The organism is Paenibacillus polymyxa (assembly GCF_001719045.1).
In the GTDB taxonomy this organism is placed as follows: domain Bacteria; phylum Bacillota; class Bacilli; order Paenibacillales; family Paenibacillaceae; genus Paenibacillus; species Paenibacillus polymyxa_B.
The window spans coordinates 491,800-504,694 of record NZ_CP015423.1 but is presented as its reverse complement, the minus strand read 5'-3'; the positions used below and the strand labels follow the sequence as shown (position 1 = coordinate 504,694).

Below are 12,895 nucleotides of genomic sequence, written 5' to 3'. Positions count from 1 at the left end.
ACAGGGCGGCTTTTGTTGTCTTTTGTTTGACGGTTTATTGATTTTCGCAATCACGTAGGCATTACAGTGCGTTAGATCACATTCGAAAAGTAAGTGTTGTGATAGCCTTTCGATAAGAATGCATTTTCCATTTATTTTATATGAGTATTCAAACTCAGTAAGGATTGGAAAAGAAGGGGGCTTATCACATTGTCTATTTTAACGCGCACAAATCGACTCGGATTTTTTGAAATCCGGCTGGAATCCATTGGTGGACTCGGCGCTAATCTGGCTGGCAAAATGTTGGCCGAAACCGGGGTGCTTGGTCTGGGGCTGAATGCTTCAAATTTTTCGTCCTACGGTTCGGAAAAAAAGGGAACTCCGGTTAAAAGCTTCGTCCGCTTCTGTGAGCCGGAGGTCGATATTCGGGATCACAGTCCGATTGAGCAACCGCATGTGGTAGGCATTTTCCATGAAACGTTATACAAAACGGTAAATGTAATCAGCGGACTGCCAGCGGATGGGATTGTAGTGGTTAATTCCACGCGTCCAGCAGAAGAAATACGGGCTGATTTGGGACTGGTATCCGGTACACTAGCGGTGGTGGATGCGATGGGCATCGCACTGGAAGAGCGAACCAAACTAAATACGTCCATGCTCGGTGCCTTGTTCCGTGTCTGTGATTTCCTGGACCCGGAAGCGATGAGATCGGTTATACGCAGTACCTTTGAAAAGAAAAATCCGCTGTTAGTGGAACCTAATCTCCGTACGTTTAACCGTGGTTATGAGGAGATGGAACTGCACGTATATCCAGTTACTGATGACGCAGAGGATCGGGTTTTTGAACGTCCGCAGCCATTGATGGGATACGAAACGCAACTACTGGGGGGCGTTATTGCAACTCAGGGAAACAGCATGACGAGAGATGTTAGTGGTTCACGTCAGGGGTATGTGCCTGAATATGAAGCTGATAAATGTACCCATTGTGCCAAGTGTGATTCGATTTGCCCGGATTACTGTTTTGTATGGGAAGAGCAAGCTGACAAACGCGGAAGAATGATGCCATTTTTGCAAGGGATTGATTACCAGTATTGCAAAGGATGTCTGAAATGTGTAGATATTTGCCCATCGGGGGCATTAAGCTCGCGTCGTGAGCAATGGGGATGGGCGGAACAGAATCGAGTTGCCCACCAATTTCCGGTATATGAAGGAGGGCGTGCGTAATGGCAAAACTGGAGGAAGAACTCAAACAGACAGGCGCCGCGCAAGTGACAACGTTCGAATCCGGTAATGAAATGGCAGCTACGGCGGCTGCGCAGATTAATTATCATATGATGGGATATTTCCCGATTACTCCATCTACTGAGGTAGCGCAGTATTTGGATCAGATGAGAACGAGAGGTCAGCATAATATTAAGCTGGTTGCAGCAGACGGAGAACACGGATCGGCAGGGATTTGTTATGGAGCTGCCGCAGCGGGAGCGAGGGTTGTGAACGCCACTAGTTCGCAAGGTTTCCTGTACATGCTGGAGCAGTTACCTGTTCAGTCAGGTACCCGTTTTCCAATGGTTATGAATCTGGTGACACGAGCTGTCAGTGGTCCCCTGGATATTCGCGGGGATCATTCGGATCTGTACTATGGTTTGAATACAGGCTGGGTCATTTTGACGGCAAGTACACCACAGGCTGTGTATGATATGAACATCATGGCACTAAAAATCGCAGAGCATAGCGATGTTCGGCTACCTGTAATGGTTGCATATGACGGTTTTTATACGTCCCATCAAAAACGTAAAGTGCAATATTTTGCAGATGCTGAGACCGTGCGCGGTTTTGTAGGTCCTAACCCGAACTTAAATTATCCGAATATTACTGATTTTGATCATCCTGTTACCGTAGGTGCGCATATGAATGGTGATGACCTGACGAATAATCATGTTCAGCTGTCCGAAGCACTGAAGCTGTCAGAAGGAGTATATGAGCAGGTAGCAGCAGAATATGCCGCTTTATCCGGTCGGGAATACCCGATTTTAGATCTGTATCAAATGGAGGATGCTGAGGTCGCGGTATTCTTGTTGAATTCGGCGGCTGAATCGGCTAAGGATGTGGCGGATCAACTCCGTGCGCGCGGAATTAAAGCTGGTGTGATACGTCCGAATATCATCCGACCGTTCCCAGCCGCACAACTGCGGGAAGCCTTACGTGATGTCAAGGCGCTGCTGGTAGGTGAACGTGCAGACTCGTATGGGGCAGACGGCGGGAATTTAACGCATGAAATTAAGGCGGCCTTGCAGGAGGACCCACTGAATCGGACACTCGTGTTGAGCCGTATCTTTGGCTTGGGCGGCAAGGATTTTTATGCGGAAGATGCAGAGGCGTTCTTCCAGCTTGCGATTGAGGCGGCAGAGGCCGGACGAGCGGAGAAGCCCTTTGATTATTACGGTATTAATCCGGGTTCACCGGACAAGGTGATGCCGCAAGTTATGCAGCCGCCACGTGGCAATGCATACCGTACGGGCCTGATTCAGGTTACGCCGGACGAGGCGACCGGGAAGCTCAAAGTCAAGGTGCCACCCCTGCGGTCGTTGACAACCAAACCACGCCGTCTTACACCAGGTCACGGGGCTTGCCCAGGATGTGGGGCATTGTCTGCGCTGGAACTGTTTTTCAAAGGTATTGAAGGGGATATTGTCGTGTTGTTCCAGACAGGCTGCGTTTATGTGACGACGACAGGGTATCCATATACATCACACAAACAACCGATGATCCACAATCTTTTTCAAAACGGGGCCGCTACACTTTCAGGAGCGCTGGAAGCTTATATGGAAATGAAGCGCCGTAATGAAATTGAAATGTCGGACGATCCGACCTTTATCATGATCAGTGGTGACGGTGGGATGGATATAGGTATGGGTTCTGCGATTGGTGCGGCTCTGCGTAATCATAAGCTGATCATGCTGGAATATGATAACGAAGGGTACATGAATACAGGTTCACAGCAATCATACTCCACTCCGGTTGGTCACATGACCAGTACGTCGGGTGTAGGGAAAATGCAAAAAGGAAAGCAAGGACATCACAAGGATACCGTACAAATCATGGCTGCTTGTAACATTCCGTATGCTTTTACAGCAGCTGAAAGTCATCCGCAGGATATGCTGCGCAAAGCAGCCAAGGCTCAATGGTATGCGAACAACGTGGGTACGGCCTATGGTAAGATCCTGTGCGCCTGCCCGCTGAATTGGAAATCTGATGACAGACTGGGCACCAGCATTGTGGGCGCTGCAGTCGAGTCTTGTTTCTTTCCTTTGTACGAAATAGAGCAAGGCAGTACGACAATTACGTACAATCCGGAAGACAAGGGAAAACGGATTCCAGCTGCTGAATGGTTGAAATTAATGGGTAAAACGAAGCATCTTCTCAAGGAGGAGGCTACGCTGGCTACCTTTGAGCAGGAGATTGAGCGTCGCTGGACTATCCTGAAAAAGAAACATGAAATTTCAGAGCTATAATTACGTTTTTTGCATAATCATCGATTAACATTGTTAGCCGCTGTTACTGTAGTGGTTCAATCAAGATTCTTTGCGTTTATTGCGCAAAGAATCTTTTTTGTCGTTTATGGGTTGAAGCATAAAAAAACAGGTAATGATTTCCGATATAGGAGTGGAGGCCTATAAGAGGCACGTTAAAAAGTTTTCTTCTGAATTTTAAGATGCAATGAGGTGCAGGTAATGATTAAGCTGAATACAGTTGAAATAATCGAAATTATAAAGAAGCAGATCCCTAAGGTTATGAACATCCAGCCAGTGGAGCTAAAGTTTACGGATGATTTTGGACGGGCATCGTTGGCAGCGACAGAACACAAATTCACGCTGACGAACCAGCATTATTCTGCCAAGGTGATGGATTGCGTGTTAGAAACACAGGTACGCCCCATTTTAATGTGCGAAATTATTTATTTTCTGAAATGCGAGTTTATTGACGGACATGTTGATGTGCGACTGGATTATGAAGCAAGTTCTGAGGAAGGACGGGGACCGGTTGCTTCAGCCGTAATTACCTTTGATCATGCAACAGAGTTGGGAGTCGAGGAACTGGCCGATCTGATTGACTTGGCGCTTCATATGAATGATAAAACCTGGTTTGAAGAACTCTCCAGCCAATATGTCAAAACCAAAGCAGGAGCTTCTATTAGATAACTTGCTTTTTTTAGAAGTCGGTGCTAATATACGTAACAAGTTTAAAGTTAATTTAATTAAATAAGAGCAAGATCCTTCGGGGCGGGGCGAAATTCCCGACCGGCGGTGATGACATGTTTGTGGATCGTTTTTGTGAGAAACAGCATGGCTTAGTCCGTGACCCGGATGCTGAATGATCGGCAGAAGGTGGACCTGGTGCAAATCCGGGACCGACAGTATAGTCTGGATGGGAGAAGGATACGAAGCGCATGTGCATGACGTGACATGTGCCGATTTTTAGCATACCCAATTGTGCGTACAGCTTATTTCGTTGTAGGACAGCATCGGGCGATAGCTTGCTTAAGCTTTCTTTTTGATGGTGTTCAGAGCGTATTTGGTTGTATCCTCAGTCATGCTTTCTATTGGCAAACCTATGATTTCATGTCGTCTTAAGATGCATATGAACTGCGCTTGTATACTACAAATGTGACTCTCATCACCCCCATGACGGATTGAATCCGAACTGGGGGTTTTTTGCGCTTATAGCTGATGAATTAGGGATAAACTGAAATGTAGTGGAAAGGAGTGAAGGCATGTTTACCGGATTGGTCGAGGAAGTGGGTCGCATTCAAACTATTTCCAAAAGCGGTGAAGCGATGGTGCTTGGGATTTCGGGTTCCGTGGTGTTGGGCGATTTGAAAATAGGAGACAGTGTCTCAGTGAATGGCGTTTGCCTGACGGCGATACAGATCGGTACGAAAGACTTTAAGGTTGATGTGATGCCGGAAACCTTTCGCAGCAGTAATCTGAAAGAGTTGAGATCAGGCAGCCGAGTCAACCTGGAGCGAGCGATGGCGGCGAGCGGAAGGTTCGGAGGACATATCGTGCAAGGACATGTGGACGGGACGGGAACGATTCGCGGGGTAACATCAGATCAGAATGCAGTTGTGTTCGAAATTGAGCCTAAAAATCAAACATTATTTAAATATATTCTTCTCAAAGGGTCAATCACAATTGATGGTATCAGCCTCACAGTCGCACAGCGTACGGGAGATACCTTTGCCGTATCCATTATTCCCCACACCTTATCCGAAACGGCCTTACAAGCCAAACGTGAGGGAGATACCGTCAATATCGAATGCGATATTTTGGGCAAATATGTAGAACAGCTTTTAAATTACAGAGGTGCAGCGGAGGCGGAGATAGTAGAAGAAGCTCCTCTCAGTTTGGACTATTTGGCGAAACACGGCTTTGCCTGATATTGAAGGGTAAGCCTGTTTAGGAGCATTCGTGGCACAAGACATAAGGAGGAAAGTGTTATGGATAGAGGTAGCCAAACAAGTGCAATGGCAAACGTCATAGAGCATGGCGAGTTGGAACATGACGAAGAGATTCGTTTGGATTCCATTGAAGCAGCGTTGGAGGACTTAAAAAACGGTAAAGTCGTTATTGTAGTGGATGATGAACAGCGCGAAAATGAAGGCGATTTTATCGCTTTGGCTGAAAAAGCGTCGCCTGAGGTCATTAATTTCATGATTATAGAAGGTCGCGGGTTGGTCTGTGTGCCCATCACACGACAAAGAGCCGAGGCCTTGGAATTGCATCCTATGGTAGAGCAAAATACAGATTTCCACGGTACTGCCTTTACGGTATCGGTAGATCATATGGAGACAACAACGGGTATTTCAGCGGCCGAGCGCTCCTTGACTGTACGCGCCTTGGCAGACGAAGCAGTCACAGGCAGTGATTTCCGCAAGCCTGGTCACATGTTCCCGCTGATTGCTCGCGATGGTGGTGTCTTGCAGCGTGCTGGTCACACTGAAGCGGCTGTTGATCTGGCCCGACTCAGTGGCTTCAAGCCTGCTGGGGTCATTTGCGAAATTATAAAGGAAGATGGCTCAATGGCCCGCCTGCCTGATCTGGCAGTGGTCGCCAAGCGACATCAATTAAAGCTGATCAGTATTCAGCATTTGGTGGACTACCGTCGTCGTTTGTCATTGTAAAAATACATCTTGGTTCCAAGTAAATCTGAAGTATTGTCCGAAGTCCCTAAATAATTAAACTAAGAGAGGTTGATTAAACATGGCACGTTTTCTAGAAGGTAATCTCGTATCGAACGGTTTAAAATATGGTATTGTGGTAGGCAGATTTAATGAGTTTATTACGAGCAAGCTGTTAAGCGGCGCAATTGACGCACTTCAACGACATGGTGCACAGGAAGATGAAATTGATGTAGCCTGGGTTCCGGGTGCATTTGAAATTTCACTGATTGCACAAAAAATGGCTGCAAGCGGCAAATATGATGCCGTAATTACGCTAGGTACGGTCATCCGTGGTTCTACTTCACATTATGATATCGTCTGCAATGAAGTGGCCAAGGGTGTGGCAACGAGCAGCCTGAAAACGGGAGTGCCCGTTATTTTTGGTGTAGTGACTACAGAAAACATTGAACAGGCTATTGAACGAGCAGGCACGAAGGCTGGTAATAAAGGTTGGGATTCTGCATTGGCTGCGATTGAAATGGCCAATCTCGGCAAGCAATTTTAATGATAGGAATAGCTGAATAGAACGCTATAAACTGCAAGGTGAAAAAGGGATTGGATTGTTAAGCAAGGCGATGACGTATATACTACAGAAAGAGGGATTGATAACGTAGAGCATAAGTGCTATAGGGAAAGGTATTGTTGAATGATGATTGGAGTAAGGCAGGGGGAAGCACATTGACAGTCGTAAATTACAAGCTGGAAACATTCGAGGGTCCGCTGGATCTACTGTTGCATCTGATTGATAAAGCCGAGATCGACATTCAGGATATCCCGATTAGCGATATTACTGATCAGTATATGGCTTTTTTGCACAGTATGCAGGAGCTGGAACTGGACATTACGAGCGAGTTTCTGGTGATGGCGGCGACGCTCTTATCTATTAAGAGTAAATTGTTGCTTCCCAAGCCACCTGTGATGGAATATGACGATTTGGATTTTTATGAGGAAGAGGATTATGATCCACGTGAGGAACTGGTCCGCAAGCTGGTGGAGTATCGTAAATATAAAGGGATTGCTCGCCATCTAAGTGAACGTGAGTGGGAGCGGAGTCTAATTTATGGCAAGGAGCCAGAAGATCTAAGCGCATTCCTGCCTACTGAACCCGTAAATCCGGTGCATGGGCTGCATGCAAGCGATTTGGTCGCGGCCTTTCAGCGTGCTTTGCGCAAAGCAGAACGACGTACGACGGTAACTCGTGTTCATCGGGACGAAATTTCAGTCAAGGACCGTATCCGGCAAGTTATCGGAGCTTTAGAGATGGTGGGGAATGGAGGACGGCTGCTGTTCTCCAAGCTGATGCATGAGGATATGTATCGGCATGAAGTGGTTGTGACCTTTTTGGCTATCCTTGAACTGATGAAAATGAAACAAATTTTCTGTTATCAGGAGAAGCTTTTCGATGATATTGTAATGGAGTGGAGAGGGGATTTACGGGTTAATGGATTATCTGAAGCTGAAATCAATTATTGAGGGACTGCTGTTTCTAGCAGGAGAGGAAGGGTTGTCCACCAAGCAGATCGCCGACATTGTAGAGCAGCAGCAAGAGCTGGTTGAACAGTGCCTGGAAGATATGAAGCAGGACATGGAGCAGGGAGGAAGAGGCCTGCAACTTGTCCGTATTGCCGGTCATTATCAGCTTGCAACTTTATCCGAACATGCACCTTACTTTGAAAAGCTCGCATACTCTCCGGCACGTGCCTCACTGTCTCAAGCTGCTTTGGAGACGCTGGCCATTGTGGCCTACCGCCAGCCCATTACAAGAGTTGAAATCGAAGAGATTCGGGGTGTCAAATCCGAGCGGGCCATACATACACTGGTCAACAAGGAGCTCATTGAAGAGAAAGGTCGAGCTGAAGCCATCGGACGGCCAATATTGTACGGAACGACGAAATCATTTTTAGATTATTTCGGTCTGGGCTCTTTGGCAGATCTACCACAACCGGAGTTGTTCGAAGATTCGGACAATTTGGAGGAAGAGACTCAATTATTGTTCGAGCGTCTGGAGAGCAGCCAGCCTGCAGCCAACGATCTGGATCTTGAATCCCCATAAAGTTCATCCGGATCTTGCGGCTCACTTATGTAAAATTTCAAATAGACAGCCAGTCCTCAAGTAGTTAGGGGCTGGCTGTTGGTATTTTAAGATGCATGATTTTCCGGCGAACGGTCATACTATTTTTGCCATGATATTTATAGCAAAAAGGTAGGGAGGACTCGCCAGTGTGGAAATGGATCAGTATCGCCATCATCGTCGTTATATTACTTGTGCTGGCTATTCTGCTCTCTCGTATTCGATTGAAGCTGGATATTGCCAAACATGACAATGATGATCGGGCGCATCTAGAGATCAGATTTCTATACGGGATGATTAAAATAAATTACGATGTTCCGGCCATTCTCATAACAGGTTTGAAAAAAGGGCTTCTCTATCGGCTTGATCGCAACAAAAACATACATAAAACGGATGCTTCCGTGGATAGCGGTAATATTGATACAGAAAAAATCAAGCAATTTATATATGATATACGGGTTTTGCTCAAGGGAACGAAATCCTTCAATCGATGGTTGCGACATACATTGGCACATGTGACGATGTCCAAAATGGAGTGGTCCACCAACATTAGTCTTGCTGACGCGGCTTATACAGCTACCTCAACCGGTATTTTGTGGGGATTAAAAACGACCTTGATCGGTTTTGCTTCCAGCTTTGTGCGCATGGATTGTACCCCTAAGCTGTATGTTGTACCGTATTGGGTGGATCGCTTGCGTTTTACCACCACTTTGAACTGTGAAGCAAACGTATCGCTCGGCTATTTAATTTTCTCCATGCTCATCTTAGCTTACCGCATATGGCGCGTTCCGGGTGGACCCGAGGCATGGAAGCGGGTTTTTTTCAAAAAAAATGAAGATCTTCAAGCTAACAATGAAAGATAAACAATGAAGTGTGGTGAAACTTAATCTTTCTGAACTTTGGGATTTCAGTGTCCTCCAGATTAAGACATAACCGAATCGGATGACATACATATTTCCTTGAACCCTTGCGCACAATAGCGAAAGAAAAGGCAATCTACGCTTGAGATAAGCAGAGGAGGAATTAATCATGTCAGATCACCCGATTCAAGGGCTCATGCAAACCGCAATGGAAAACATCAAAGCCATGGTAGACGTGAATACGATTGTGGGAGACGCGGTGGAAACACCCGATGGTTCCGTTATTTTGCCAATCAGTAAAGTAGGATTTGGTTTCGCTGCCGGGGGAAGTGATTTTAACGTAGACGAAGAGGCACTTCATACTTCCTCGGCTTCCGGTAATCATAGCGGGAAGGAAGTTCATCCTTTTGGTGGCGGTAGCGGTGGTGGTGTATCTATTCATCCCATTGCTTTTCTGGTTGTTGGCAAACAGGGGGCACAAATCGTTCCATTGGACAACCAAACGCATCTGATTGAGAAACTCATTGACTCCACCCCATACCTGATTGATAAGGTTCAGTCTATCTTCCGGAATGCAGGCGACAACGTGCAGACTCCACCCCCACAGGTACCTGTAGATATTAATATTGATCAAAGTAATTCTGGACCGGCTTACTTGTAAAAGTCATTGGAAATGAAAAGCGTTCTCTCCGGAAGGTATCCCAAAGCCGAGTATAGGCTAAGGAATACCTTCTTTTCTGCTTACACTTGGCCCTATCCCAGAATATACTGCCTTCCCCCAATGACAGCATGTATACGGTGACTGTATTCCTGGTGATACAAAGTATGCAGCGACAATTCATTTTTTCGATTTCCTTCGGTAGCGAACTGCGATAAGTAGATGAAGTCCGGATAGACCACTTCATTCGTCAAATAAGCAGATACCGTGGCTTCCGGCCGACGATGTTGATTCAGGGAATCGATAATACCCTTCGCCGGCAAGATGCCAATCCCATGTCCATAAAACAAGTCTTCCTTCAACTTAACTACATTTTCTCCTTTCCATTCCAATGTTTCAGATGACACATCTGGATTGTTGAAATACAGAATATCGCCAGGAGCTGCTTTATGACTCCCTTGCTGCTGTATGAGCCTGAGGTCACTGTCATAATGCCAGTCATACAGCAGCATACCTGCAAAAATCCGATTAAACTCACTTTCCAGAATGGAATCCAGCACTCCTTTGTACAGCACAATAACCATAGCTGTTGCACATTCAAAAGCGTATTGATGACCGTTTAAAAAAATGTCTCTGATCCCCTCTCCCGGAGTGACACCTGTTTTAATCTGAAAACCACCCTTTTCCGTTAAATCCCAAAATTGCTGGTTGCAACGTGCGGTAGCAAAAGTGGCAAAGGATACACCGCTTCGATGCAATGCTTCTGCGGACTCTACAATCCGCGATCTTAAAATCATTTCAAACTGGAGACGCAGCATGATGTAACCCCCGATCCATATTTAACTTTGGTAACTAATATATATGTACTCGGGAGGGCAAGTTGCTTGGTTTATGCAGAAAGAAAGCAAAAAGAGAGCAAAAAGAGAGCGGCTAATGGCTGTCCCGTAAAGGAATTTTCTGTTATAAAGGTGGACATACTTTGAACAGCTTGGACATAGAATGGTACAAGACTTGCTCAAAACCGGAGGAATCCAAATGTTTAAAAAAAAGCAACACATTCACGCGGACCACAGCCATTTCTTGAATAAGGCACGCGCATTTGTTTTGCCGCTGGTGCTTCTGCTTATTTTTTCATTGCCGCTTACGTTGCTGAGTCCACAGCCCGTTCGGGGAGCGATAAAAACAGAAGCAGCGCCGCCCGCAATAGGAACCCATGCACAGGCTGCTTCTTTAATTGATGTCACATCAGGAAGAATCATTTATTCTACCGAGGGTGACCGGGAGCTACGTATTGCCAGCCTGACCAAGATTATGACTGCAATCGTGGCCATTGAACATGGACGCTTGCAGGACCGGGTAAAGGTGAGTCCAACCGCGTATGCCAAAGAAGGGTCCTCGCTTTTTCTGCAAATGGGTGAACAAATGTCGCTGGAAAATATGCTGTACGGCTTAATGCTCCGTTCTGGTAATGATGCCGCTTCTGCCATTGCTGAGCATGTGGGGGGGACGGAAGAGGGATTTGTCCATTTGATGAATGACAAGGCGGTTCAGCTTGGGCTAAGCCATACACATTTTGCTAATCCTCACGGGCTGGATGCCGAGGGACATTATTCCTCAGCCAATGATATGGCCCGGCTAACTGCTTATGCGCTGCATAATCCAACTTTTGCCCGTATCGTAAAAACAGAACTGAAAAAAGCACCGAATCCCAACGATTCTTGGGACTACTCATGGCACAACAAAAACAAAATGCTGCGGCTGTATGAGGGAGCTGACGGTGTGAAAACAGGCTTTACCAAAAAAGCGTTTCGCTGTCTGGTCAGCTCTGCCACACGGGACGGTCGCCAGCTCGCTGCCGTTACCTTGAATGACGGGGACGATTGGAACGATCATGCACGTATGCTTGATTACGGATTCCGATATTATCCGCTCATCCCGATTACGGACAAGCAGCAACCTATCGATGGTTACCCACTATTAACAGGTACAAGCTTTGCCTATCCTTTACATGATGGTGAGAAGACCCAGTTGCACAAAAGACTGGTGTTGTATAAAAATTCTGCTTCTGCAGACAGAGCGGACGTATCTTTTGGCTTACGAGGGCGGGTCGAATTCCTATTGGAAGGTAAACTTATCGGTTCTGTTCCTGTGTATGAAAAAGGTAGTAAGCTGCCTGCTCAAAGTACCGTACATCCACAGCAAGAGGCTCCAACTGCACAAGATCCTGCGAACAATACTCAGCAACAAGGTTGGACGAGCAGATGGAACGAAATCCTAAAAAATTTGTTTGGAGCCTAGGGCCAGCAGGAAATTAGAGCTGGGACGTGTCACATCATTGGGAAAAGGAGGAATCAGCCATGATTCATCTCATATGGGTGGCTTTGATTTGTATTGGATTTATATTTGCCGCCGCGCAGGGAAATATTGAGGTGGTGACGAAAGCAGCTTTTGACGGGGCAACTACGGGGGTTACAGTGTGCTTTGGACTGATAAGTGTGCTGGTGTTTTGGATGGGCATGATGAGGCTGGCTGAAGATGGTGGGCTCTTACAGAAAATATCCAAGCTGCTTTCTCCTTTGGTTGCCTTTCTCTTCCCTGATGTTCCGCGTAATCATCCCGCTATGGGTTACATTTTGTCCAATATGAGCGCCAATTTGCTGGGTCTGGGGAATGCAGCCACACCGATGGGAATCAAGGCTATGCAAGAGTTGCAGACGCTCAATCCAGATAAGCAAACCGCCACACCAGCCATGTGTACGCTGCTCGCCCTGAATACGGCCAGTATTACGCTTATTCCTACGACGTTGATCGCGATACGGCTTAATTTTCATTCCGCACATCCGGCAGAAATCGTCGGTACGACACTGGTAGCGACCGCAATAGCCACCTTTGCCGCAATTGCGGCGGACCGTTGGTACCGTAGTCGAGAATTGCGCCGCCGTCCTCCAGCGATTCCGCCGTCCCAGACATCCTTGGCACCACTCATCTCATCAGCACCAACATCTGCTGCCTCTTCAACGACGCTGCCCGTATCTTCACCTGCCGTTCCGCGAACGGGAATCACGGCTGCCAAGGGCAGGGACACCACTTGGAAAGGATGAGGGAGG

The 12,895-nt window shown here is 46.7% G+C and carries 13 protein-coding genes and 1 riboswitch; of the genes, 12 read left to right on the top strand and 1 reads right to left on the bottom strand.

Going from position 1 to position 12,895, the window contains the following annotated elements; all coding sequences use genetic code 11:
- Nucleotides 1-189 precede the first annotated feature (189 nt).
- The 10 genes from AOU00_RS02415 to ytfJ all read left to right on the top strand — a co-directional run bounded on the left by AOU00_RS02415 (nt 190) and on the right by ytfJ (nt 9,791).
- The gene (locus tag AOU00_RS02415) at nt 190-1,203 is read left to right on the top strand and encodes a 2-oxoacid:acceptor oxidoreductase family protein (RefSeq protein ID WP_069289833.1); all 1,014 of its coding nucleotides are present in this window, start codon (nt 190-192) and stop codon (nt 1,201-1,203) included.
- The gene (locus AOU00_RS02410) at nt 1,203-3,491 is read left to right on the top strand and encodes a thiamine pyrophosphate-dependent enzyme (RefSeq protein ID WP_061829238.1); all 2,289 of its coding nucleotides are present in this window, start codon (nt 1,203-1,205) and stop codon (nt 3,489-3,491) included. Before AOU00_RS02415 ends, AOU00_RS02410 begins: the two co-directional genes overlap by 1 nt.
- A gap of 219 nt (nt 3,492-3,710) precedes the next feature.
- The gene (locus tag AOU00_RS02405; RefSeq protein ID WP_039271008.1) at nt 3,711-4,178 is read left to right on the top strand and encodes an IDEAL domain-containing protein; all 468 of its coding nucleotides are present in this window, start codon (nt 3,711-3,713) and stop codon (nt 4,176-4,178) included.
- Between the two features lie 68 nt (nt 4,179-4,246).
- Nucleotides 4,247-4,420, top strand: a riboswitch (FMN riboswitch).
- Between the two features lie 330 nt (nt 4,421-4,750).
- Nucleotides 4,751-5,416 (top strand): riboflavin synthase, encoded by a 666-nt coding sequence (ribE, locus tag AOU00_RS02400; protein WP_039271010.1) that lies wholly within the window; start codon nt 4,751-4,753, stop codon nt 5,414-5,416.
- A gap of 60 nt (nt 5,417-5,476) precedes the next feature.
- Nucleotides 5,477-6,160 (top strand): 3,4-dihydroxy-2-butanone-4-phosphate synthase, encoded by a 684-nt coding sequence (ribB, locus tag AOU00_RS02395; protein WP_081112430.1) that lies wholly within the window; start codon nt 5,477-5,479, stop codon nt 6,158-6,160.
- Between the two features lie 79 nt (nt 6,161-6,239).
- A complete protein-coding gene (gene ribE, locus AOU00_RS02390) occupies nt 6,240-6,704 on the top strand; it encodes a 6,7-dimethyl-8-ribityllumazine synthase (protein WP_061829237.1) in 465 nt (154 codons plus the stop codon).
- 173 nt (nt 6,705-6,877) lie between these two features.
- Complete coding sequence (locus tag AOU00_RS02385; protein ID WP_029517304.1) at nt 6,878-7,672, top strand: segregation and condensation protein A; 795 nt, start codon at nt 6,878-6,880, stop codon at nt 7,670-7,672.
- A complete protein-coding gene (gene scpB / locus AOU00_RS02380; RefSeq protein ID WP_061829236.1) occupies nt 7,641-8,252 on the top strand; it encodes an SMC-Scp complex subunit ScpB in 612 nt (203 codons plus the stop codon). Before AOU00_RS02385 ends, scpB begins: the two co-directional genes overlap by 32 nt.
- A 167-nt stretch (nt 8,253-8,419) precedes the next feature.
- Nucleotides 8,420-9,133 carry a DUF2953 domain-containing protein gene (locus AOU00_RS02375; RefSeq protein ID WP_061829235.1) on the top strand — a complete coding sequence of 238 codons (714 nt, stop codon included), beginning with the start codon at nt 8,420-8,422 and terminating at the stop codon, nt 9,131-9,133.
- Between the two features lie 166 nt (nt 9,134-9,299).
- Nucleotides 9,300-9,791, top strand: coding sequence for a GerW family sporulation protein (ytfJ, locus tag AOU00_RS02370; protein WP_061829234.1), 492 nt, complete (start codon nt 9,300-9,302; stop codon nt 9,789-9,791).
- 92 nt (nt 9,792-9,883) lie between these two features.
- Here ytfJ and AOU00_RS02365 read toward each other — a convergent pair whose 3' ends face one another.
- Nucleotides 9,884-10,606: a hypothetical protein gene (locus AOU00_RS02365; RefSeq protein WP_061829233.1), complete on the bottom strand. Its 723-nt coding sequence runs from the start codon at nt 10,604-10,606 to the stop codon at nt 9,884-9,886.
- 217 nt (nt 10,607-10,823) lie between these two features.
- On the opposite strand from AOU00_RS02365, the gene AOU00_RS02360 reads away from it, so the two are divergent.
- Together AOU00_RS02360 and AOU00_RS02355 are read left to right on the top strand one after the other, a co-directional pair.
- A complete protein-coding gene (locus AOU00_RS02360) occupies nt 10,824-12,086 on the top strand; it encodes a D-alanyl-D-alanine carboxypeptidase family protein (RefSeq protein WP_061829258.1) in 1,263 nt (420 codons plus the stop codon).
- A 59-nt stretch (nt 12,087-12,145) separates the two neighbouring features.
- Nucleotides 12,146-12,889, top strand: coding sequence for a nucleoside recognition domain-containing protein (locus AOU00_RS02355; RefSeq protein WP_061829232.1), 744 nt, complete (start codon nt 12,146-12,148; stop codon nt 12,887-12,889).
- The last annotated feature ends 6 nt before the right edge of the window (nt 12,890-12,895 follow it).